Origin of the sequence: Micromonospora sp. 067-2 (assembly GCF_046549295.1) — a bacterium.
GTDB lineage: Bacteria > Actinomycetota > Actinomycetes > Mycobacteriales > Micromonosporaceae > Micromonospora.
Genome location: NZ_JAJPWB010000014.1, coordinates 31,873 through 53,695, shown reverse-complemented (window position 1 = coordinate 53,695; position 21,823 = coordinate 31,873). Strand labels below are relative to the sequence as shown.

Below are 21,823 nucleotides of genomic sequence, written 5' to 3'. Positions count from 1 at the left end.
GTGTGAGGTCAGGCGACGGCCCACGCAACGACCGTGGTGACCGGCCAACGTTCGTCAGCCGGTGCGGTGGCTCCGCAGGCGCAGCGACGCTGAACCCCGGCGGCGATAATGCGTTCGTCGAGCCCCGTCAGGCGGTTGCCGTCGACGACCCCGAAGGCGACGACCACACCGTTAGGGTGAGCAGGCCACTTATCGGCGACCCAGTAGCGGCTGCCCGGCTCCGTCAACCAAGTCGCAGTCGCGAACGTGGTCAACGATCAGGTCGGCCTGGCTGGCATCGATGCGGACGCGGCATCCGAGACACGACCACAGGCCCTGTCTGGCGTGCAGCAGCACCGCGATCTGGGCTCGGTGGGCCAGGTGGCGAAGCAGCCGTCCTCGGTGAGGTCGTCGCCGGCGTCGGTGCGGTGGACCTCGAAGCTGCGGCCGTGATCGGCCACACCAGTTCAGTGATCTGGACCTGGACTCCGTCGATGGTGCGGGCACCGCAGTCGATTCCGCGGACAATCCTGCTCACGAGTGCACCCATGATCGTTTTCCTGGCCAGGCCCAGGCGCGGAAGGTGACGGTGGTGACGGCCGGACCGTCGCCCTACGGGTACAGCAGCCCGCGGCGGCCCCGATCTGGCCGGGTCAGGAACTGCCGGTGCGGCGCCAGTTGGCGCGGCGGTCGCGGCGCCGGTCCGCCGGGCGCACGCCGGGTGAGAGCGGCTCGCCGTCGCGGACGGGGTCGTAGTACGCGATTCCGCCGCCGCGGCGCTTCGCGGCGTACATGGCCCGGTCGGCCCGGCCGAGGGCAAGGTGCGGGTCTCCGCCGGGCGTGCGGCAGATGCCGATGCTGACGCGCATCGGCCGAGTGACGCCGTCGATCGTGACGGGCGGCGCCAGGGCGGCGGTGAGCGACCGGGCCAATGCCTGCGGGTCGCGCGCTGTGACGAGGACGAATTCGTGGCCGCCGAGGCGGGCGATGAGGTCCCCGGCGTGGCCGGCGTGCACGAGTCGTTCGGCGAGGTCGGCGAGGTACAGGTCGCCGCCGTCATGGGTGCAGGTGGTGTTGATGGCGTGCATACCGTCGACGTCGATCAGCGCGACGGTCAGCTCGGTGCCCACGGCGTCGACGAGGTGCTGTTCGGCAACTCGGCGCACCGCGAGTCCAGTGACCGGATCCAGGTACGCGACCGCGAGGTCCGCCTCCAAGTCGGCGATGCGGTCCTTGGCGCGCACGATGCGCTCGTTGTACAGGGCTAACAAGATCGACTGGACAACGATGCCGACGGTGGCGATGACGCCCGCCAACGCGGTGTGGCCGGTGAGCAGCAGACAGAGCAGGACGGACAGAGCCAAGATCGTGGTGGCGACCGAGATCCAGCGCAGAGCTGTCACCCAGGGGGCGAGGCGCATGAACGGTTCTCCTTCCCAAGCGGAGTGAGTGGCGCACATGCCGGCAGGCGAACGGGTTCGACAGGTTCACCTGGGCGAATGGGGTGTGCTGTGGGTCAGCGGGTGCAGAGCGCGACGAGAACATCGCGATGGTGCAGCAGGCTGAGGCGGTGATTGGCCGCAGCGAGATAGGCCATCTGGGTGACGTACTGGTCGCTGGTGGCTACCAGATGATTGCCGTCGACGCAGACGAAGTTGGTGCCCGGAACGGCGCAGAGCCAGCCGTAGTGGGCGAAGCTGTGCGAGCCGGTCTGAAAAGCCTCCAGGTGGCTGGTGGGCAGATCCGTGAGCCGGGTCGGCAGGGCGTTGTAGGTGAGCATGGTCGCGATGCGGGGCTGGGCGAGGTAGTGCTGCTGGGCCTTGGCGACCGGGTACTTACCCGGGTCGACACGGTGCCGGTCGAGGAAGCTCCAATAGGGCTGGGCGGGCCGGGTGCCGGCGACGACCTGGTTCCAGACGTGCCAGCGATACCAATAGGCCCGCTGGGCGGCAGTGCGCATCGCGTCGAGGTCCAGAAGTCGGACCGGTCCGCCAGCGGCGGTGTTCTTCCAAGGCTGCAGAAGGCTGCCGCGGTGCAAGCGGGTGCTGGTGATGAAGTGCACGGCGCTGCCGAGGGTGGTCAGCGGCGTGGCCGCGAGGCGGGTTGCGGCCGCAGTGGCCAGTTGGTCGGCGGGGGTGCCCTGGGGCAGGCACACGATGGTCAGGGACGTGTCAAGCACGTTTCCTCCTCGGAAGGCGCAGCGAGATACGGGCATGCGGGAAGCGGCTAACCCAAAAGGGAAGAGCCAGGGAAAGACCGCGCCGCGGTCAGCGGCACGCGGAGAAAAACCGCGGCGGGCGCCTTGCACAGGGGTGGGCGAGACGCCTACGAGCGTCGCAGGCCGACCGGCCAGATGGCGGGTGGGCGGTTGCGATCGCAGTCGTGGGCGGCGGGACCCGGGTGGTGGTGCACGAAGGGGTTCAATAAATTGAGCCCTCACCGTAGCCCGATCACCCAACACCCCAACCGGGCGGCGCGTATCCGCCGACGGCCCCTGCCGACCTGTGCTGTTGGGTACGCCGCGGGTGTGCCGGTGCCGGCGAACAAGACGCTGTGGGATTAGCGCAAGGCACCGTTGGCCAACCACCAACCGCCGTCACGTGGTCGTCTGGAAACCCGCTGTGCGTCTCTGGCCTACGCAGCAGGTTGACGGTGGTGACACGGACGTGCCGAGTAGGGGGCGTTGCGGCAGCGATTCGGATGCGTAGAGCTCGCCTCATGAGCGACGATTTTCGCTCGTGTGCCGACGAAGGCAGGACCGGTGCCTGCGCTCGGCACCCGAGCAACGACCACACCGGGGGACCTCGGAACGCCCCTGATTCGTCAACCTGGCTGGACCCGATCGTCGCCGAAACTCGGAGGGCGGACTGTCGCGCGCTGGGCAGTAGACACGACAACCGCAGCCGAAATCATGATCAATAGTGACCGAACGCCACGAATTCTTAAGTAATATCCGCCGCCGGAGGGTCGGGTTAGAAATCAGCGTTCAGCCGACCTGCCTCTTCGGACGCGCGTTCAGGAGACGCAAGTACGGCGGCGAACCTCGTCAGCACTTTCAGTTACGATGTCCTGTGATCAAACCGAAGGACCCCGGGCGCCTCGCGCGCGGGCGACGGCATCCGGGGTCAACTCCTTGATGTGGTGTCAGGACGATACCCCGAACTCGCGCCTTGGCGTCTGATTCTTCGCCCAGGTGTGATCTTTGCCTGCCCAGCTCCCGAGCCTACGGGTCCTTCCGAGACGATGGAGGGCAATTGAAGCTCATCAGCGCGCGGGTGACGTACTATCGCTCGGTCGCGGACTCCGAGGAGTTCCGGATCGAGCAGGATGTCACCTGTCTGGTCGGCAAGAACGAGTCTGGCAAGACCAACGTCCTGCAGGCCCTGTTTCGGCTGAAGCCGATTGAAGGCAAGGCGTTCGACAAGGTCGTCGACTTCCCGGCAAACATGGGACGCAAGCGTCGAGAGCTGGGCGACTCAAAGATTCCAGTCGTAGAGGCGACGTTTCGCTACGACGACGACGAGGTCAAGCAGATCGAGGATGACCTCGGCCGAGATGCTCTCGCCAGCCCCGAGCTCGTCCTCACCACCGGCTACGGGGGACATCACCATGTCAAGCACAGCATCAACGAGATGGCAATCGTCAGCCACCTGCGCTCCAGCTTCGAACTCCCCATGTCCGCGCTCAAGCCCGTCGCGGCGGCCCGGACGCTCCCCCAGCTGCTCACCGCGATCGAGGCACTCGAGGAGCCAACCGCCGGTGCGTCCGCCGCGGCGGAACGCATCCGTGGCTGGCGGCAGCAGAGTGTCACCTGCTACTTGATCGACGAGTATGCGCTGCCGCTCATGCCGCACTTCGTCTACTACGGCGACTACGACACCATGCCGGGCAAGGTCTCGATCCCAAATCTCATCCAGAAGAGGGGAATCGGTACCCTCGACCGAGGCGAAAGGGCCTTGATCAGCCTGCTCGACATGGCCGGCGTCACCTTGGAGGAGTTCCGCACTGCGGACAACCACGAGCGGCTGATCCGGGAGCTTGAGAACACCAGCAACGCCATCACGGAGGAGGTCTTCGAGTACTGGTCGCAGAACACCGATCTCGAGGTCGACCTGAAGGTTCTGCAGCCGGAGGAGGGGGCTGAACCGCCGCTCAATGCCGGACCGATCCTGCAGGTCCGCGTCCGCAACCGTCGGCACGGCGTCACGGTTCCATTCGATGACCGTTCTCGCGGCTTCGTATGGTTCTTCAGCTTCCTTGCCTACTTCACAAAGCTGGAGGAGAGCACGCAGGGAGACCTCGTCCTGCTGCTGGACGAGCCGGGCCTGTCCCTGCACGGCCGCGCCCAGGACGATCTGCTCACGCTCATCGACGAACGCCTCGCGCCGAAGCACCAGGTCATCTACACCACGCACTCGCCGTTCATGGTCTCGGCGAAGCATTTCGAACGGGTCCGGACCGTCATCGATTACATCGAAGGCGGCACCAAGGTCTCCGCAGAGATCTTCAAGGCCGACTCCGACACCGCCTTCCCGCTGCTCGCCGCCATGGGCATCGAGATGACACAGACCCTGTTCGTCGCCGACGACACCCTGCTCGTCGAGGGTCCCAGCGACCACATCTACCTGGACATCTTTAACGACGCCACGGAGAGCGACGGCCGGGCCAGCCTCGATAGCCGCTGGGTGGTCACCCCGATAGGCGGCTCCGGCAAGTTGTCCACGTTCGCCACACTGCTCGGCGCAAACAAGATCAACGTTGCGGTCTTGGTCGACTCCAGCACCAAGGACACCCAAGCCGTCCAACGGCTACGCGACAACGATCAACTCGCCAAGAACGGTCTGATCGAGATCAAGGAGTTCACCGGCACTTCCGACGCCGACATCGAGGACCTCTTTCAGCGCGACTTCTACCTCGAGCTCGTCAACCGCGCCTACACCAACGAACTACCCGCTCCGATCACCGCAGCGGATCTGAACGCCCGTGACCCGCGCATCGTCCGCCAGATCGAGGCTTACTTCCGCAAGCACAAGATCGCCAACGGGACCTTCAACCACTACAAGCCTGCTCGCACGTACCTGCGTGAACAAGCATCGTTGCCCAGCTTGGACGCCGCCACACTCGACCGAGTCGAGAAGCTTTTTCGACGGCTGAACAGCCTGGTCCGCGAGAACAAGCGAAGGTAGACGAGGCCGCGAAACCGGCCGCGCCGGGCGTACGCAGCGCTCGGCGCTCGATATCGACTGCACAGCATCCCTGACTCTCAGTAATCAGTCCGAGCTGGTGCGAAAAAGACTGTCGGCTCGGAGAGGCCCGGCGGCCCGAGGAGAGCGTCGACGCGCACATTCCCGGCAACCTTGGGTCGTCCTCATGTCGACGAGCACCCGCTTGGTCAGCCAGCGGCGTCGACGATGAGCCGGAGTGGGTGGTCGCCCGGTCGGGGCGGCCCGGGGGTGAGGGGACCCGGTTGGCCGTGGCTGCTGGGCAGGTCGGTCAGGGCGAGCCGGTGGCGCCCGTCACCGGCTAGCCGCCACACCGGCCCGGACGGATCGGATCCGGATTCCGGTGAGGTGGTGGCGACGATCAGGGTGGGCTCGGGACGGTCGGCGAGCTTGCGATGCAGGTTCTGCTCGCGCAGTCGGCTAGGCAGGACGAACAGGATGGGATAGTGCGGGCCGCCCTCGGCGCGCAGCCTGCGGTGGGAGGCCAGTTTGTCGACGAGGCGGTCGATGGGCTCGGTACCGCGGTCGAGTTCGAGGAAGAAGCCGGTTTCCTGGTCGCCGTCGGTCCAGACGCCGTGGCCGTCGGGTTTGATGCGGTGGCCCAAGGCCGCGGCGGTGCTGCGTTCGGACCACCAGCGGGTCAGCGCGGCGCCCGGCTGGTGGCGGGCGTGTACGAGCAGGGCGACGAAGAAGTCGTTCACCTCGAGCAGGTGTTCCAGGGTGGGGCTGGAGTAGATGCGGTCTTGGCGATCTCTCAGGGCTCTGGCGGTCGGTGGGCTGTCGTCGTGGGCGAGGGCGACGTACCGGGAGGAGAGCAGGCCGGGCAGCCAGCACACCGGGTTGGGTGCGCCAGGCCGGCTGCGGATAAACCGGTCGATGAAGCCGAGGCGGCGCAGGAGGTGTAGGCGATGGCGGCAGGTGGTGGGGTTGGAGAACAGGAGGGAGGTGAGGTGTTCGGTGGTGAGGGTGAAGTGCTCGGCGAGGAGGAAGGCGATGGTGTAGTCGCGAGGTCGGAGACGGTGTGAGACGTCGATGAGGGTGTGAGCGGCAGTAGGGCGAGGGTTGATGGCGCGGAGTACGAGCGGGGAGGTGTCCCCTGCGGAGAGTTCCCCCTCGGGGAAGTGTCGGGATTCGATGTGAGCGGACATGACGGCTCCTAGCTGGGCTGTTGGGTGGGCAGGGGCGGCCTGGCCCCGGCAGTACGGCGCCGGGTGCCGGCCGCGTCGGTGGCTGGTGCGACGACCGGGTCTTGGCCGACCCGGCGAGGCAACAACCGGGGTGCTCGGCGAAGAGAATCCTCGATCTGGCGACCGGTCAGTGGCAGGCGTACGCTCGATTTGTCCCTCAGCGGCTCCCCCCGTGGTCGCTGAGGGACATTGCGTCCAGCCCTCTGGATACTCGATGGTCTCGCCCCCCGGCGGCGAAGACCGCGAACCTAGGCTGGCGAAGTCGTTGCGTGGCGTACTCGTTGGGTCACGCGGTATTCTGCGGGGTGATTGCTGGGTTGCCCGGATCAGAGTTCACGTCGTCCGGCAGGTTGGCGACGCCGGCGAGCCGGGCGATCGCCGTCCGGTTTCCGGACTGCCCGGCTGAGGCCGGCGCGGCGGCCTGTCGGACCGCCGTCGCTTCGCCGACCAGTGCCCGCGGCGGGTTGGTGTGCAGAGTGAACGCCGAGGTCTCGCGGCTGTTGACGACCAGCCGGCACGCCGCCCGGTAGGCGTCGAGGTGGGACAGGTCGTGCTCGTCGAGTTCGGGCATTGTGTGGCGGGCCAGTTGGTGGGCGTCCTCGGGAGCGCAGGAGAAAAACACCTTGTTGCGGGCGTTCGCGGAGATGGCCAGTTGCGTGTCCCGCGGCATCTGCGCCAGGTTCTGGTGGGCCAGCACGAGGCCGAAGTGATAGCCGCGCGCCTCGGCGAGCATGTCACCGACCGAACCCGGCAGGTTGAGGAAGTTGTGGGCTTCGTCGATGTAGGCGAAGGAGTCGCGGCGGTCGGCTTCGGGAAGCCGGGCCCGGCCGGTCGCGGTCTGCCAGGCGGAGGCGAGGACGAAGCTGCCCATCAGCCGGGCTGTCTCCTCACCGATCTGCCCCTTGGGTAGGCGGGCCAGCAGGATGCCGCCGTCGAGGACGCGGCGCATGTCGAAGCTCGACTGCGGTGCGCCGAGGGTGCGGCGGACGAAGTCGCGGAGCAGGAACGCGCGTAGGCGGGATAGCACGGGGCCGATGACCTGGGCCCGTAGCGGCGGCGGGGTCGACTCGAACCATTCCCAGTAGCCGCGCAGACCTTCCGGGTCGTCGAGGTCCTGGGTGAACATGTACCGGAACTTCTTGTCGTTGAGCAGCGGCGGGATCAGCGTCAGCGTGGCGTTGGACTTACGCATCAGCGTCAGACAGGCCACGCGCAAGGTGTCGTCGATCCGTGGTCCCCAGTGCTTGGCGAAGATCCGTCCGAAGATCGACACGATGTTGTCCACGACCAGGTCGTGGTCGTCGCCCTGCAGCGGGTTGAGGGTGGTGCCGGCAGCTTGGTTCGGGTCGATGATCGTGAGCCGCTTCGCGTGGCTGTGGGGGATCCGGTCGAGCAGGTCGAGGACGAGGTCGCCCTTGGGGTCAATGACGACGACGCCGCGGCGGGCGTGGATGTCGTCGAGGATCATGTTGAGCAGCAGGGTGCTCTTGCCGGAGCCGGTGGAGCCCAGCACGTGCAGGTGCTGGCGGGCGTCGGCGACGTTCACGGCGACGGAGTGGCCGCCGACGTCGGCGCGGCCGAGGACCTTCGTGCCGCGTCCGCCGGCGGCGACGGCGACGGGTGCGGGCATTGGCTTGGCGCGGGCCCGGTCCAGACCGGGCACGGCGATGTCCTGCGGCAGTGCGGCGATCGTGGCCACCTCGGCGGCGCTGAGCAGAAAGCCGCGGCGCAACATCCGGGCGGCCAGGACGCGGGCCGGATGGGTGGTGGACAGTCGGCGTAGCCGGTTGCGGCCGGTCCAGGCTCCGAACGCCGAGGCGATGCCGTGGGCGAGCGTGGTGAGTCGGGCGGTGAGGTCGTGAGGGTCGCTGCCGCGAGGGTTGGTGTGAGCGACGCCGAAGCGCAGCGCGACCTCCCACTGGGTGCCGGTGAGCTTGTCGATGCCGGCGCGGCCGTCACGCTCGCGTTGCGGGTCGCTGCCCGGTATGGGCGTGTGCCGTGACGATGCCGAGGTGTGCCGGCTCGTGGTGAACAGCTCCAGGCTGAGGTCGAGCACGACCCGCAGCCAGGTGGCGGGGTCAAGCAGGTCGCGTGGTGGCCGCCCGGTGCGTAGGCCTTGCACGCCGCGGCGCAGGCGGCGGATCTGCCGAACGGTGGCGGGCCGGGCGAGGACCTGCACGCAGGCCGACTCGGCGGCGTGCAGGCCGGACGCGGCGGCGATCAAGGTACGCAGCGGGTCGTTGTCGTGGTCGGTCTGCAGGGGGTACCAGGGTGCCAAGGTGGGGGCGAGTGCGCCGCCGATGTCGAGGGCTTCCAGGGGCAGCGGCGGGTCGGCGTCGGTGACGGTGCACGCCGCGCCGGGCCAGGCGCCGCGGATCGCGGCCTGGATCGGACCGTGTTGGATGGTGCGTGGCACCCAGAGCGCGATGGTCAGTTCCCGGCCGCTCCACCGGTACTCGACGGCGATGTGCGGGCGGCCGTCGCGCAGCCGGCGTCGCCAGCCGGTGTGCAGGATCTCGGCGAGGGTGGCCCAGAGCGTGGCGGCGCCGTCCGGATCGACCTCCGGCGGCGGGCTGATGGTGATCAGCTGTGCGTGCCGGGCCATCCGGGCGTGCCGGCGGCCGGCCACTACTGCGCGCCCGGCGTAGCCGGAAGCGATGAGCAGCACGGCGACCAGCGCGAGCCAGGGCCGGTCCTGGCACCAGTCGACCGCCGTGGCGGCGGTGTCAAGCAGCCACTGCGACGGACCGGGCAGCGGCGGGGCCGGCGGTGAGGTAGGAGCGGGCGTGGGCGTGGGAACGAACGCGAAGACGGAGCCAGTGTTCACTGGTCGGGCCCTTTCAGTGAGCAAAAAAGGGGGGGTCGCGGGCCGCCGTTGCTTTCGGCCCACGGCCTCTCGGATGGCATAGTCGAGTCGCGGCCAGGTTCAGGCCCGTCCGATACGGTCACTCGTCGTCGGGCAACTCCAGGTCTCCGATGCACAGCCGGTGCTCCTGCTTTGAGGCCACAGCTTGGAAACCCACTCGGTGGGTGCCTGAGATCAACAGGCCCTCGCCGCGGCGGGCGCCGAGCAGTACCCGGGCTTCGCCGGCGGTCAGGCCGAACACGTCGGCGACGATGTCGATCGCCTGCGGTGCCTGCCGTAGCAGCACCTGGGTCGCGGCGTTGGCGATGACGACCTGCCCGAGGTCGGAGCCGAGCAGGTCCCCGACGTCCTGGGTGATGACCGCCAACCCGGCCCGGCGTTTACGGGCGGACTTCGCGAGCCGGGACAGGAACTTGGCGCCCTCGCCGTCTTGTAACAGGGTCCAGGCTTCGTCGACGACGACGAGCCGCCGGGGCGTGTGCGCCGACCGGATGGCCGGGGTGTCGACGTCGCGCCAGATCGCGTCGAGGGCGAGCAGCATGCCAGGGGCGCGCAGTTCATCGGCGAGCTGCCTGGTCGACCAGCACACCAGCTGTCCGCTCGGCACGGTGGTGGTGGGACCGTCGAACAGGTCCCGAAATGATCCGGTGGTCCACGGTGTCAGTCGGGCGGCGAGGGTATGGGCGGCGTCGGTCTGCTGGTCGGTGAGGGCGGCGGCGACGTCGCGCAGCAGCGGGGCTTGCCGGCGCCACGTGTCAGGGTCGTTGGAGATCCCCGCGGCGTCGTAGGCGTCGTTGATCGCCTTATCGAGGGCGGCCCGCTCCGACGGCGGTGGCTGCTGGCCCAGCAGCACCGCGATCAGGGTGTGCAGGAACAGCGCCCGGTAGGTGCGCGCCTGCGGGCGGCGGTCCCCGGGCGGAATGTCGAGAGGGTTGAGCCGGACCCCGCCAGCGCCGAGGGTGATCGTGACGCCGTCGACGGCGTCGGCGAGGCGGATGTACTCGTTGTCGGGGTCGATGACCGCCACGTGTACACCGTCGGCCAGCGAGCGGAGCACCTCGAGTTTGACGAAGTAGCTCTTGCCGGCCCCGGATCTGGCGAGGACGATGCTGTTGGCGTTGTGTTGCGACCATCGGTCCCACCAGACGATGCCGTTGCTGTCGGGGTTGAGGCCGTAGAGCATGCCGCCGGTGGCGCCGGGCTCACCGGGCAGCGGCGCTGGAAGGTCCGCGGAGGCGAGGGGGAACGCCGAGGCGATCGCGTCGGTGTCCATGACCCGGCGTATGCCGAGCGCGTCGGTGGCCAGGGGCAGGGTGGTGGTCCAGCCCTGCAGTTGCCGCCAGGTCGCCGGTTGGGTGTCGAGCAGGACGGACGCGGCGGTGGCCCGCACGTGCGCGACCGCCTCGTCGAGGTCGTCGAGGCCGGTGGCATGTACGCACAGGTACAGGCCGACGCGGAAGAGTTTGCTGTGGCCGCGGGCGAGCCGGTCGGCCAGCTCCGCGGCGTCGTCGGCGGCGGCCTCGGCGATCGGGTCGGCCAGGCGGCCCTTCTCGGCGTCGGTGCGCTGGTTGGATTCCAGCCGGGCGCGCTGCTTGCGGAGTCGGGCAGCGGCGGTCTGCGGTGTGAGCGGGTCGATGTAGACGACGACGTCGAGGCGGCCCGGCCACGCCAGGAGCGGGTCCAACCAGGCCGGTCCGACCTCGGCGGGGTAGCCGGTCACGATCAGCGTGGCCGTGTACCCGTCACCGACGCTCAGGTAGCGGGGGGTGTTCTCGATGGCGGCGGGGCCCAGAACGGCCGCGAGCCCGGCCGAGTCGGCCGGGCTCGCGGCAGCGGTGGTGGGCTTTCGCAATTTCCGTGGGGTCATGTCAGTCTCCTGCTCCGGTTATGGCCGCGTCTGGTAGGGCGCGGGCCCAGGTGACGTCGGCCGGGGTGTAGGGGTCGGTGGCGCAGGTCAGCACCGCGGCGGCCCGGCCGCCGTCCAGGACGGCGGTCTGCGCGCCGAGCGCGGACAGCGCCGACGCGGCGTGCTCGGCGCGGCGCAGGACCTCGGTGTCGCGGCCCTTGTCGCCGCCTGCTGTGACCGCGACGGTGACGGTGCGCCACAGCGGGTCCCGCCGTGCCGCGAGGTCGTCGAGGAAGCCGGCGTAGTCCCGAGCCGCGCCGGCCAGCGCCGGATTGGCGATCGTCTCAGCGCCCTCGGCGATGCGGTGGGCGTGGCTGGACAGATCGACCCGCTGCGCGGAGATCACGATCTGCACCGGCCCGGACAGCGAGTTGAGCCACCGTCCGTAGCTGCCGATCAGGGCGGCCTGCTCGTCGCCGGTACGCAGTCCGATGTTCACGGTGGTGCAGGCGACCAGCGCCACCGCGTGCGAGCCGGCATCGACGACACCGGTGGCGCTGATCGCCGTCGCCGGCAGCCGCAGCACCGGCACCATCGCGATGGGTGTCTCGGCGGCCGGCGCCCAGGCCGGTGCTGCGGCCGGTTGGCCGGCCGCCGCCGGGGCCAGCCGCTTCGGAGCGCGCGCGTGCCGGACCGCCGACAGCAGCCAGGCGTCCATGGACAGGCCGTCGCGGCGGCCCATCGCGAGGACGATCGCCGCACCGGCCAGCGGGGTGAGGACCGCGATCAGGACCGGCTGTGGTAGCAGCGTCCCCACCGACCGGACGAGGCCGTAGCCGAGCACCGCGGCCACGGCCAGGATGGCCAACTGCCGCGCGGTCAGCCCATAGACGATTTTGTCCGGGGTGTCGACGTCGGCAGGAATTCGGGCGTGCGGGGCGGCGTCGTCACTCGGGCGCATCGTGGTCTCCCCGATGCGTGGTGCCAGCGGCACGGGCATTCATCGCCCGGGTGTAGAGGTCCACTCCGTCGGCGATCTCCGCAGTGGTGTAGCGGTAGATCGGCCGACCAGTGGGCCAGGCGATGGCGACGATGGTGGACGTGTCCCGGGCAGTGGTGGACGGGCTGGTGGTTTTTGCGTGCGAGCGCGAGGCGCGGTGGGTGGCGGTCATCAGGGTGCCTTTCGAGTGGACGAGGCGGCGCGGGCCTTCATGGCGCGGGTGTAGAGGTCGACGCCGCTGGCGATGTCGTTTCGGCTGTAAGGGCGCACGGAGCGGCCCGTCGGGTAGGCGATTCCGGTGCGGTCGGGACTGGCGCCCGATGGCCGCAGCAGCGGTCGGGGTGCGGACCCGCCGAGGCGGGGTGACGGGGACGACACAGCGGGGCGAGGTCGGCCACCGCCTCCCCCGCCGGAGCTCACCGGCCACGGCCGGGCGGCCGCACCCGCGCCTGCCGCGCCCGCGCCACCGCCTCTGCCGCCGACGGCGCGCGCGGCCCCGCTTCCGGAACCGACCGCGCGGGACAGTCCGCGGGTCAGTTGCTGCACGAGCACGACCCGCAGGATCGTGCCCATCGGGCTCGGCCGACTCTGCGTGACGTACCGGCGCATCAGCGCGGGAATCTTGACCACGCCCCAGAGCATGCAAACGACGATGAGCAGATTCATCACCGCGCCGGGATCACCAGGCAGGCCGAGGACCGGCAGGTTCGCGTCCGGGGCCAGGAAGATCCTCAGCGTGGTGTGCAGGGCGACGGCCTGCAGGGTGACCGTCCCCAGACAGCCGAGCAGGATCCGCCACCATAGCTTCGCCGCGCCCTCGGTCTGGGGGGTGCCGTGCAGCGCCAAGGCGATCGGGGCGATGCCGACGGTGACGATCAGCAACCCCAACCGGATGATCCACTGCACGACGAGCGTGCCGAGCAGAATGGCGATGAGCAGTCCGATCAGGATGAGCAGAAACCCGACCGGGCTGGCGCCCGTCTGCCCGGTCAGCGCGGCGGCCGTAACAGCTCGCAGCTGCTGCAGCGAGCCGGGCGCGGTGATGCCCTGCCCGGTCAGGGCCGCGGTGAGCGCGTTGGCCACCTGGATCACGGTGGAGCAGATCGGGATGGCGAAGTTGGCCGCGATCAGGCCAATGATGAGTCGGGGGATGAGGTCCCCCGGCCCCACTCGGGACTGGATGGTGTCGCGACCCATTACCAGGATCGCCACCCACAGGAACGCCAGCACGTAGCAGGTGTTCACGATGGACAGCGACGTGTCGGCGAACGCGGTGACTTGCGGCAACTGGGTGACGTCGGGGGTGACGAACACCGTGGCCGTCAGCAGGTCCCACAGGACGTTGAGCGCGCCGAGGATGGTCTCGGCGATCCAGTCGATGACGGAGTTGATGATTTGGCCGGCGAGCCAGTCGTCCACGTCAGCCTCCGACCCAGCCCCGCACGATGGCGAGCAGGACGGGCGCGAGCACGGCCAGGGAGTAGCCGATCAGCGCGCTCTTGAGGGCGGACTTGGCCTTCTCCACCTCGGTCGGGTCGCCGCCTGCGGCGAGGTAGCGCAGACCGCCGATGGTGAGGAACAGGGTGGCGACGCCCATGAGGATCCCGACGATCCAGGTGGTGATGTTGCTGATGACTACCGGCAGTGAGTTGGCGGGCGGGATGTGCGGCTCGGCCGCGTACGCCGGGGCCGGACCGGTCACGGTCGCGAGGAACGCGACTGTGACCGCGATGGTGCGGTAGAGGGTGTGGCGGACCATGGTGAGCACCTCCCGCCCCGCCTATGCGGGGCTCGAGTTGGGGTTGAGGTGCGCTGCCGGGGATCGGGGCGGGCCGTGGGAGCGTCGCTCCTTCCAGCCGTGAGGTGATCGGGCGCGAACACGGCCACTCAGGCCGGCCGCGCCCCGATCCCCGGGGCGCCGACATCGGCCGCTGCTCGGTCCGATGTCTTGCCCACGAAGGCCCGCTGTTGGGTGGCCAACACGACGTCCGCCGCGGCGCTGCGGCCCAACAGCGACCCAACAGGCTGTTGCTGTTGGGTCGCACCCGCCGTAGCGACTCGTTGTGGGGAGGCGACCGTGTGCTGTTGGGTCGCAGCACCCGTCGTTGGGTCGCGGGACGTAGCTGGAGCGACGCGCTGTTGAGCGGCGGCCGTGCGCTCCTGAGCGGCGGCGACTCGCTGCTAAGTCGCGGTGGCCCCCTGGTGGGTCGTGGCGGCCCCGAGGTGGGTCATGTCACCGCTGGGACGCCGGCGACGTCGCAGTTGCACGAACGCGAGGTCGCCCGCGCGAATGGCTTCCAGAAGCCGCCGCTCGGCCTTCAACCGCCATGACGAGGCCAGGCTGGCAGTGATACCGAGGTGTGTCGCTGCCTGCGCGAGCGTGGCGTTCTCTAGGCGGGTCGCGGCGATCAGGTTCGCCTCGTCGGCGTCGATGACCCCGGCCGCGACGGCCCTGGCCAGGACCAGGTCGGGATGATCCCACGGTTGGATCGGCGCGATCGGCCCGGTCGCGTCGGTGTGGATGAGCTGGGCGTCGGAGTCCGCGTCACGGGCCTTGCGGGCGGCGCGCAGGCCAGCGTCGATGAGCCGGCCGACCACCCGGGGTGGCTCCAGGTCGATGGTGGTGAGCCGTTCGATGAACCCGACCAGCAGCTCGGCGTCCAGATCACGGGTGTCCCCGCGCCATCCCGCGGTGAGGAGACCGGCGATGTGCCGTAGGCCGGGCAAGGCGATACCGACTGCGGCCACGACCCAGGCTGGGCCGTCGCGGCGAGCGCGGATTACCAGCTCACGCCATACCGCATCGCGGACCTCCAGGCTGGTCTGCGGCTGCAGCAGCAGCGCGCGGAGCCGTTCCAACGGCAGGATCTCGTCCGGCAGGCCGTCGAACCCCCGACCGTCGAATCCGATGTGGGTAGGGGGCTGAACGAGCAGGGTGAAGGCATGGCTCGCCGCAGTCAGCGGTGATGACGGCCAAGATCGAGTAGACATGAGATCCCTTGCGAGGCGCCCGGGCACCGCACCTCGTCGGCGGTGTGAGAGGCCTCCATCCGCGCACGACTACCGAACAGTCCGCGATCAGGCGAGCGGGCCTGGGAAGCTGTTCGGCCTGCTCAGCGCACCTATCCACCCAACAGTCAAGGGAGGACGGAGCCCGGCATCGGCATCCCAACAGCCCAGCTCAGGGCCCTTGTTGGGCGCCGTTGGCCATGAGGAACCCGCTAGTCGATGAACGACGGGACCTCGGCCGCCGCGGGCGCTCTGCAGTGAGGGTGCTGTTGGCTAGCGATCAGCCGGCACGGATACCGCTGCTTGGCCGACACCCGAAGCTGTTGGCCAACACCCGTGGCTCTGTAGTCGAGCGCCCGACCAGTTGTTGAGCAGACTCGCAGGCTCTGTTGAGTAGCTACGGCCACCAAAACCCCTGCGCTGTTGGGTGCCTGTTGGGTAGCCGACCACATGACCCGGTGCTCCGGGTGGGGTTGGCGGAGCTATTCGTAGATGCGAACACGGCCAGTCAGCGCGGGAGCCACCCGTACATGACTGCTGGACCTGATCCCACGCCCAACGGCGGGAGCCGCCCGGACCCCTTCCACCACGAGGCGCGTCAGCACGACGACGAGGCGGTTCTCGTCGGTGGTGACGACCCGATCGCCGTCTGGCGCCTCGACGACCGCGACGACACCGGACCTGCCGCCCGGGGCGACCGGCTTGCGTCGCGTTTGGCGCAGCGACTCATCCTCGTGTACACCCAACGTGGCGATACGATCGTCGACTTCGACAGTGATGCAGAGCTGGAGCACGCCAGCACCCGCGCGTCCCGCACGTACCTGTCCATCACCGATCCCGCCGCGGTCACCAACCTCGACATGGTCACCGATCCGGTCAGCCTTGTCGTCCTGCGATGGCCCTCACGGCACACCCGGACACCGGCCGCCATCGCCGACCTGTTCACCGCCTGCCGGCTCATCATGACCGCCGATACCTGCGCCATCGCCGCCGTCAGCTCCGCGGCACCCGGCCAGCCCGGCACGACATTCGCCGAGCACCTCCACGAACTCCTGCCCGCTGCTCGCGCCGTGGGTCTGACCCAGGTGCTGCAGATCGTCACCGTCCTCGGTCCCGGCGAGGGTGATCAATTCCTCTACTACGCCAGTCAGGCCGAGGCCGTGGCCTCACGAAAAAAATCGTCGATCGACGAAGGCGGCTACCACCCTATCGAGCTGTTGGTCTTCACCGGAGGGCAGCGGCATGACTAGCCACAGGTCGACCAGCGAACGCAGAGGCGCGTCACAACTCACCACATTGATGAAGACCCAGAGCTGGCTGCGAATCGGGGCGATTCTCGCTGACCGCAGTAGCCCGGCACTCGTGCAGAAGCGAGGCGCAGAAGACCGGCCCAACCTCTGGTCGGACCCCCGCTGCCGGCAGCGGCACTGCCATGGATGCTCCATCGCCCTGCAGTTCCGGGGGGCCTCGTGATGAAAGTGGATCTCGCGAAGCTGGTGGCGGGGCTGTCTCCGGTGTGGGCGGCGTTCCTTACGGATTGGGAACGGTCGTTGCGGTCGGGGAACTACCCATCGACCACGCGATACAACTACCTGCTCGCCGCGGCACAGCTCGGTCGGTACCTGAACGACGACGCCCATCAGGACGAGGCGGGGGACATCGCAGATACGCCAACAGCCGTGACCCGGCGTCACATTGAGGCGTTCCAGGCATGGATGGTGCAGACCCGATCGGCTTCGACCGCTCTGAACAAGCACAAGGCCCTCCAGCAGTTCTTCAAGTGGCTCGCTCTGGACGAGGACGAAATCGACCAGTCACCGATGCTGCGGGTTCGCCAACCAAAGACGCCGGTCAAGTTGATCCCGATCATCCGCGATGAGGACACCAAGAGGCTGCTGGACAACTGCAAGGGCAAAGACTTCGTCCAGGTACGCGACGAGGCGATCATCCGAACGCTCGCCAACACGGGAGCACGGCTGTCGGAGGTGGCCAACCTTCAACTCTCCGATGTCGACCTGACGCTCGATACCCTGCGCTACCACGGCAAGGGTGCCAAAGATCGGCGGGTTCGGCTGGGACCCAAGACGGCGAGGGCGGTGAGCCGCTACCTGCGGGCCCGCAACAGTCATCGCGCCGTCGGGCTGCCCGACCTGTGGTTGGCGGTGCGCGGCGCGCGGCCGTTGTCGGCCAACGGCATCAAGCTCATGCTCAAGCGACGCGGGCAGCGCGCGGGGGTCGTCGACGTGCACGCACACCGGTGGCGCCACACCTACGCCCACGAGTGGAAGTTGGCCGGCGGAGACACCGGCGATCTCATGCTGCTGCTGGGCTGGACGTCCGAGGACATGCCCCGGCACTACGGTGCCAGCGCCGCGGCCGAACGCGCTCAGCACGTCCAGGCCCGGATGGGGATCGGTGAACGTGTCTGACCGCGGCAACACCCACGACATGCCAGACGAAGGACAGAGACCGTCTGGTTTGACACCGGAACAGCGCCGGCGGCGGGCTCGCATCGCGGCACATGTCTCCTGGGCCAACACCACCGACCGCACGGCCCGGACGGCGGCCGGCACGAAAGCCTTCCTCGACCGCTTCGAACGCCAGGTCGATCCCGACGGCACCCTGCCCATTGAGCTTCGCAGCGCTATGGCCCAGCACGCGCGGACGGCGTACATGCTGCAGTTGGCCGAACGATCCGCCGCAGCCAGGAAGCGCCGAACATCGAAAGGCTAGAGGTTTCACCAGCGCCGACGGTGCCCGGATCGAGTTGCCGAGGCCATGGCGTCGACGCGAGCTCGTCGGGGAGGTGCCGGCGGGCGGGGACGACTCAGCGGATCTGGTGTGCTCGTGGGGCGCGTCGGCTAAGCCGCTCGACAGGCTCGGCACGCCGCCCGCGCCCGCAGGGCCGGTTATGCCCCAGGGTGGGCAGTGCGCCTAGCGCATCGCGCCGGGGCCGCCGCACCCGACCTCTGCCCGTTCGGCAGGGTCGGGTGCGGCACTGACGCTCCTACACTCGTTCGCCGATTCCCAGCCGTGCCTGTGTCTCCTGCGCCCGCTCCGCGGCAGCGCTGGCGCCGTAGTGCCGGGGCATGTCCTCGGACGTCCAGCCGAGCAGCAGCATAAGATCGCCGGTGTCTCCCCCGGCGCGCTTCCACTCGTGAGCGAAGGTGTGGCGCCACCGGTGCGCGTGCAGGTCTGGCACCCCGGCCGCCTGACCGAGCCGCTTGAGCCGGATCTTGATGCCGTTCGGGGTTAACGCGGCCGCGCCGCGCTCGGCCAGCCACAGCTGCGGTAGTCCGGCGCCCTTGTGCTTGTCCCGGGCCCGCAGATACCGGCTCAGCGCCCGTGCTGTCTTGGGCCCGAATCGCACCCGACGGTCCTTGGCACCCTTGCCGTGAAAGTGCACCGATTCGGTGTGCAGGTCGACATCGGCAACGAGGAGGTTGCCCACCTCGGACAGACGGCCGCCACTGTTGGACAGCAGCCGGATCAGCGCCTCGTCGCGCAGGTTGGCGAACGCTTTGCCCTTGCACGCGTCGAGCACCTTGCTGGTGTCCTCGGTGCGCAGGACCGGGATCAGCTTGCGCGGTGTCTTGGGCTGGCGTACCCGATCCATCGGGTTGCGGTCGATGGCCTGTTCGTCGATGAGCAGCCACTTGAAGAACTGCTGCAGCCCTTTGTGCTTGTTCAGCGCGGTCGACGCGGACCTGGTGTCGATCATCCAGGCCTGGAACGCCTCTACGTGCCCTCGGGTCACCGCGCACGGGTCGTCGGCCGCGTCATCGGCGTCCGGGTCCGGGGACGACTCCCCCAGATACCGACCCAGCTGCGCCGCGGCGAGGAGGTAGTTGTAGCGGGTGGTCTCGGGGTAGTTCCCGGCCCGCAGCGACCGGTCCCAGTCCCGCAGGAACCCGGCCCAGGTCCGAGACAGTCCAGTGGCGAGCTTTTGAAGATCAAGTAGTGACATGACAACCTGCCCGAGTCAAGGAGTCCAACAGCGGCGTGCTAGACCGGGCATTCGTGTCGAGCAATGAAAAGAGGGCTTCCGCAAGTCTCTGACCTGCGGAAACCCTCTCGCTGTCGGGACGGCCGGATTCGAACCGACGACCCCTTGACCCCCAGTCAAGTGCGCTACCAAGCTGCGCCACGTCCCGCCCCCGCGTGGTTTCCCCCGCGGCAGCCGGTACAGCTTATCGCAGCAGCCGCCGGTCCTCCTCACAGCCCCCACCCGAATTGCCGCACGCCCGAACCACCGCACACCACCCCGCCGCACGCCCGAACCACCGCACACCTCCTGCAGAAAAGAAGAGGCCGGATGGGCAGGTGCCCATCCGGCCTCTTCTCGGAGAACAGGTCAGCCGTGCGCCTTGCCTCGGCCGCCCGGGCCGAGCTTCTTGCGCGGGCGGACCGAGATTTCGATCGGGCTGCCCTCGTACCCGAACTCCTCACGGAGCTTGCGCTCAACGAACCGCTGGTAGCCGGCGTCGAGCGGGCCGGTGGTGAAGAGCACGAACCGCGGCGGCGCCACGCCGGCCTGGGTGGCGAACAGGATCCGCGGCGCGCGCCCACCGCGCACCGGGTGCGGGGTGGCCTGCACCAGCGCGGTCAACCACTGGTTGAGGTGCGCGGTGGGCACTCGCATCTCCCAGCTGGCCAGCGCCTTGTTCAGCGCCGGGGCCAGCTTGTCCACGGCACGGCCGGTCATCGCCGACAGGTTCAGACGGATCGCCCAGGGGATGCGGCGCAGCTCGCGCTCGATTTCCTTGTCCAGGTAGTACCGGCGGTCGGCGTCGACCAGGTCCCACTTGTTGAACGCGATGACCAGCGCGCGGCCGGTCTCGGTGACCATCGACAGGATCCGCTGGTCCTGCTCGCTGATCGGTTCGCTGGAGTCCAGCAGCACCACGGCGACTTCGGCGGCCTCGATCGCCGCCGAGGTGCGCAGGCTGGCGTAGTACTCGGTGCCGCTGGCCTGGCCGACCCGCTTGCGCAGGCCGGCCGTGTCCACCAGTTGCCAGGTCTGACCGCCGATCTCGACCAGGCTGTCCACCGGGTCGACGGTGGTGCCGGCGACCGAGTCGACCACTGCCCGTTCCTCGCCGGAGAACCGGTTGAGCAGGCTGGACTTGCCCACGTTCGGCCGGCCGACCAGCGCCACGCGGCGCGGCCCACGCGGCCGGTTCTCCATGATCGGCGGTGCCTCCGGCAGCGCGGCGAGGATGGCGTCCAGCAGGTCGCCGGAACCCCGTCCGTGCAGCGCGGAGACGGGGAACGGCTCACCGAGGCCGAGCGACCAGAGTGAGGTGGCCTCCACCTCGATGGAGGTGTTGTCGGCCTTGTTCGCCACCAGGATCACCGGCTTGGCGCTGCGCCGCAGCATCCTCACCGCGGCCTCGTCCACGTCGGTGGAGCCCACCATCGCGTCGACGACGAAGAGCACCACGTCGGCGGTGACCACCGCCGTCTCGGCCTGCGCCGCGATGGCCGCGGCCCGGTCCTTCGCGTCCGGTTCCCAACCGCCGGTGTCCACCACGGTGAACGCCCGGCCGTTCCACTGCGCGTCGTACGGCACCCGGTCCCGGGTCACCCCGGGGATGTCCTCGACGACCGCCTGCCGGCGGCCGATGATCCGGTTGACCAGCGTGGACTTGCCCACATTGGGGCGGCCGACAACGGCCACCACCGGCTGTGGGCCGGACGGATCCTCGGAGTCGATGTCGGGCTCGCGCAGCTCGACCCATCCGTCACTGTTGGTCATGCCACTCCCAGATCGGATCAGCAGTTCGCGGAGCGGACGGCACGGAGATGCCCGTTTCCGCTCCGGAGCTGAGAAGCACGACCGCGTCCATCGCCGCCGTGCCGGTACACTTGATCCGCCAATGCTACTGTCCGCATTCGCGAACGCCCGAGGTCCCTGCCGAGCTCACGTCGGCGACGCCACGTACGCTTTTCAACGGGTGACCTCTACTCATTTTCCCACCGCCCGGTGGGAGACCGGACGGATGGCGATGAACGGGATTCTGGCGGTAGTCGGGTTGGCGGGCACCGGGAAGTCGACGGTCGTCGCCATGGTGCAGAAGGCGACCGGTGCCCCTGTCGTCTACTTCGGTGGCGTGATCGTGGGCGAGGTGCGACGCCGTGGTCTTGCCGTCAACGAACAGACCGAGCGGACCGTACGGGAAGAAGTGCGCCGCCTGCACGGTATGAGCGCTGTCGCCCAGCTCGCGGCCGACGACATCGGCAAGCAGCTCACCGAGCAGCCGCTGGTCATCATCGACGGCCTGTACAGCTACGCCGAGTACGAGTACCTCACCGAGCGCTTTCCGGACACTCTGCGCACCCTCGCGGTGCACGCCCCCCGTGGGCTGCGGGAGGAGCGACTGGGCAAGCGTCCCCACCGGCCGCTGACGCCGGACGAGATCACCTCGCGTGACCTCCGCGAGATCAGCACCCTGGACAAGGCCACGCCGATCGTGCTGGCCGACTGGCATGTCGTCAACGACGACAGCGTCGACGTCCTCGCCGAGCGCCTCGACCGGGTGGGGCTCACCGACGAACCCATGTCTCGCTGACCCGACCGGCGCTGGCGTCTGCCACGGAGGGTGACGCCGACGCGCGCGGCGGGTTCCACCGCGTGGTGTGACGGGCTGGTGGAATGACGGCGCGGCCAGGTCCACGCCCACGAGCACCGCCACCGAGCCGCCGGCCAGGAGC

Annotated in this window: 19 protein-coding genes and 1 tRNA gene; 6 read left to right on the top strand and 14 right to left on the bottom strand. The window is 69.0% G+C overall.

Annotated features, from left to right (window positions below):
• Window positions 1-8 precede the first annotated feature (8 nt).
• The gene (locus ACLJN9_RS29025) at window positions 9-167 is read right to left on the bottom strand and encodes a hypothetical protein (RefSeq protein WP_410814843.1); all 159 of its coding nucleotides are present in this window, start codon (window positions 165-167) and stop codon (window positions 9-11) included.
• Window positions 168-246: 79 nt separating this feature from the next.
• Here ACLJN9_RS29025 and ACLJN9_RS29020 point away from each other — a divergent pair, with 79 nt between their 5' ends.
• Complete coding sequence (locus ACLJN9_RS29020) at window positions 247-432, top strand: hypothetical protein (RefSeq protein WP_410814842.1); 186 nt, start codon at window positions 247-249, stop codon at window positions 430-432.
• Window positions 433-632: 200 nt separating this feature from the next.
• On the opposite strand, the gene ACLJN9_RS29015 is transcribed toward ACLJN9_RS29020, so the two are convergent.
• On the bottom strand, window positions 633-1,400 hold the full coding sequence (locus ACLJN9_RS29015; protein WP_410814841.1) for a GGDEF domain-containing protein: 768 nt from the start codon (window positions 1,398-1,400) through the stop codon (window positions 633-635).
• A gap of 95 nt (window positions 1,401-1,495) precedes the next feature.
• The gene (locus ACLJN9_RS29010; protein WP_410814840.1) at window positions 1,496-2,158 is read right to left on the bottom strand and encodes a hypothetical protein; all 663 of its coding nucleotides are present in this window, start codon (window positions 2,156-2,158) and stop codon (window positions 1,496-1,498) included.
• Between the two features lie 1,075 nt (window positions 2,159-3,233).
• On the opposite strand from ACLJN9_RS29010, the gene ACLJN9_RS29005 reads away from it, so the two are divergent.
• Window positions 3,234-5,165, top strand: a complete 1,932-nt coding sequence (locus tag ACLJN9_RS29005; protein ID WP_410814839.1) for an AAA family ATPase — start codon at window positions 3,234-3,236, stop codon at window positions 5,163-5,165.
• A 206-nt stretch (window positions 5,166-5,371) separates the two neighbouring features.
• Here ACLJN9_RS29005 and ACLJN9_RS29000 read toward each other — a convergent pair whose 3' ends face one another.
• The 8 genes from ACLJN9_RS29000 to ACLJN9_RS28965 form a co-directional block, all read right to left on the bottom strand.
• Window positions 5,372-6,349, bottom strand: a complete 978-nt coding sequence (locus ACLJN9_RS29000) for a replication-relaxation family protein (protein WP_410814838.1) — start codon at window positions 6,347-6,349, stop codon at window positions 5,372-5,374.
• Window positions 6,350-6,674: 325 nt separating this feature from the next.
• Window positions 6,675-9,215 carry a type IV secretion system DNA-binding domain-containing protein gene (locus ACLJN9_RS28995; RefSeq protein ID WP_410814837.1) on the bottom strand — a complete coding sequence of 847 codons (2,541 nt, stop codon included), beginning with the start codon at window positions 9,213-9,215 and terminating at the stop codon, window positions 6,675-6,677.
• A 118-nt stretch (window positions 9,216-9,333) separates the two neighbouring features.
• The gene (locus ACLJN9_RS28990) at window positions 9,334-11,121 is read right to left on the bottom strand and encodes a VirB4 family type IV secretion system protein (RefSeq protein ID WP_410814835.1); all 1,788 of its coding nucleotides are present in this window, start codon (window positions 11,119-11,121) and stop codon (window positions 9,334-9,336) included.
• A 1-nt stretch (window position 11,122) separates the two neighbouring features.
• Window positions 11,123-12,061 (bottom strand): PrgI family protein, encoded by a 939-nt coding sequence (locus ACLJN9_RS28985; RefSeq protein ID WP_410814834.1) that lies wholly within the window; start codon window positions 12,059-12,061, stop codon window positions 11,123-11,125.
• Window positions 12,048-12,272, bottom strand: coding sequence for a hypothetical protein (locus tag ACLJN9_RS28980; protein WP_410814833.1), 225 nt, complete (start codon window positions 12,270-12,272; stop codon window positions 12,048-12,050). Before ACLJN9_RS28980 ends, ACLJN9_RS28985 begins: the two co-directional genes overlap by 14 nt.
• Window positions 12,272-13,519: a hypothetical protein gene (locus ACLJN9_RS28975; RefSeq protein ID WP_410814831.1), complete on the bottom strand. Its 1,248-nt coding sequence runs from the start codon at window positions 13,517-13,519 to the stop codon at window positions 12,272-12,274. Before ACLJN9_RS28975 ends, ACLJN9_RS28980 begins: the two co-directional genes overlap by 1 nt.
• Before the next feature lies 1 nt (window position 13,520).
• Complete coding sequence (locus ACLJN9_RS28970; protein ID WP_410814830.1) at window positions 13,521-13,859, bottom strand: pilin; 339 nt, start codon at window positions 13,857-13,859, stop codon at window positions 13,521-13,523.
• 422 nt (window positions 13,860-14,281) lie between these two features.
• Entirely contained in the window at window positions 14,282-15,091 is an 810-nt protein-coding gene (locus ACLJN9_RS28965; protein ID WP_410814828.1) for a hypothetical protein, read from the bottom strand.
• Window positions 15,092-15,576: 485 nt separating this feature from the next.
• On the opposite strand from ACLJN9_RS28965, the gene ACLJN9_RS28960 reads away from it, so the two are divergent.
• From ACLJN9_RS28960 to ACLJN9_RS28950, 3 genes are all read left to right on the top strand, one after another.
• The gene (locus ACLJN9_RS28960; protein ID WP_410814827.1) at window positions 15,577-16,359 is read left to right on the top strand and encodes a hypothetical protein; all 783 of its coding nucleotides are present in this window, start codon (window positions 15,577-15,579) and stop codon (window positions 16,357-16,359) included.
• Window positions 16,360-16,581: 222 nt separating this feature from the next.
• Window positions 16,582-17,538, top strand: coding sequence for a tyrosine-type recombinase/integrase (locus ACLJN9_RS28955; RefSeq protein ID WP_410814825.1), 957 nt, complete (start codon window positions 16,582-16,584; stop codon window positions 17,536-17,538).
• Window positions 17,531-17,842, top strand: coding sequence for a hypothetical protein (locus tag ACLJN9_RS28950; RefSeq protein WP_410814824.1), 312 nt, complete (start codon window positions 17,531-17,533; stop codon window positions 17,840-17,842). The genes ACLJN9_RS28955 and ACLJN9_RS28950 overlap by 8 nt, the downstream gene beginning before the upstream one ends.
• A gap of 274 nt (window positions 17,843-18,116) precedes the next feature.
• On the opposite strand, the gene ACLJN9_RS28945 is transcribed toward ACLJN9_RS28950, so the two are convergent.
• The 3 genes from ACLJN9_RS28945 to der all read right to left on the bottom strand — a co-directional run bounded on the left by ACLJN9_RS28945 (window position 18,117) and on the right by der (window position 20,867).
• The gene (locus tag ACLJN9_RS28945) at window positions 18,117-19,076 is read right to left on the bottom strand and encodes a tyrosine-type recombinase/integrase (RefSeq protein ID WP_410814823.1); all 960 of its coding nucleotides are present in this window, start codon (window positions 19,074-19,076) and stop codon (window positions 18,117-18,119) included.
• A gap of 113 nt (window positions 19,077-19,189) precedes the next feature.
• Window positions 19,190-19,263, bottom strand: a tRNA-Pro gene (locus ACLJN9_RS28940).
• Window positions 19,264-19,463: 200 nt separating this feature from the next.
• A complete protein-coding gene (gene der, locus ACLJN9_RS28935; RefSeq protein ID WP_410814821.1) occupies window positions 19,464-20,867 on the bottom strand; it encodes a ribosome biogenesis GTPase Der in 1,404 nt (467 codons plus the stop codon).
• 199 nt (window positions 20,868-21,066) lie between these two features.
• Between der and ACLJN9_RS28930 the strand changes: the two genes are divergently transcribed.
• Window positions 21,067-21,681 carry an AAA family ATPase gene (locus ACLJN9_RS28930; protein WP_410814819.1) on the top strand — a complete coding sequence of 205 codons (615 nt, stop codon included), beginning with the start codon at window positions 21,067-21,069 and terminating at the stop codon, window positions 21,679-21,681.
• Window positions 21,682-21,823: the final 142 nt, after the last annotated feature.

Bases quoted from the DNA above. Each gene is read 5' to 3' on its own strand.
- ACLJN9_RS29015 (WP_410814841.1), bottom strand. From the start codon at position 1,400: ATGCGCCTCGCCCCCTGGGTGACAGCTCTGCGCTGGATCTCGGTCGCC.
- ACLJN9_RS29000 (WP_410814838.1), bottom strand. From the start codon at position 6,349: ATGTCCGCTCACATCGAATCCCGACACTTCCCCGAGGGGGAACTCTCC.
- ACLJN9_RS28990 (WP_410814835.1), bottom strand. From the start codon at position 11,121: ATGACCCCACGGAAATTGCGAAAGCCCACCACCGCTGCCGCGAGCCCG.
- ACLJN9_RS28985 (WP_410814834.1), bottom strand. From the start codon at position 12,061: ATGCGCCCGAGTGACGACGCCGCCCCGCACGCCCGAATTCCTGCCGAC.
- ACLJN9_RS28980 (WP_410814833.1), bottom strand. From the start codon at position 12,272: ATGACCGCCACCCACCGCGCCTCGCGCTCGCACGCAAAAACCACCAGC.
- ACLJN9_RS28970 (WP_410814830.1), bottom strand. From the start codon at position 13,859: ATGGTCCGCCACACCCTCTACCGCACCATCGCGGTCACAGTCGCGTTC.
- ACLJN9_RS28965 (WP_410814828.1), bottom strand. From the start codon at position 15,091: ATGTCTACTCGATCTTGGCCGTCATCACCGCTGACTGCGGCGAGCCAT.
- ACLJN9_RS28955 (WP_410814825.1), top strand. From the start codon at position 16,582: ATGAAAGTGGATCTCGCGAAGCTGGTGGCGGGGCTGTCTCCGGTGTGG.
- ACLJN9_RS28945 (WP_410814823.1), bottom strand. From the start codon at position 19,076: ATGTCACTACTTGATCTTCAAAAGCTCGCCACTGGACTGTCTCGGACC.
- der (WP_410814821.1), bottom strand. From the start codon at position 20,867: ATGACCAACAGTGACGGATGGGTCGAGCTGCGCGAGCCCGACATCGAC.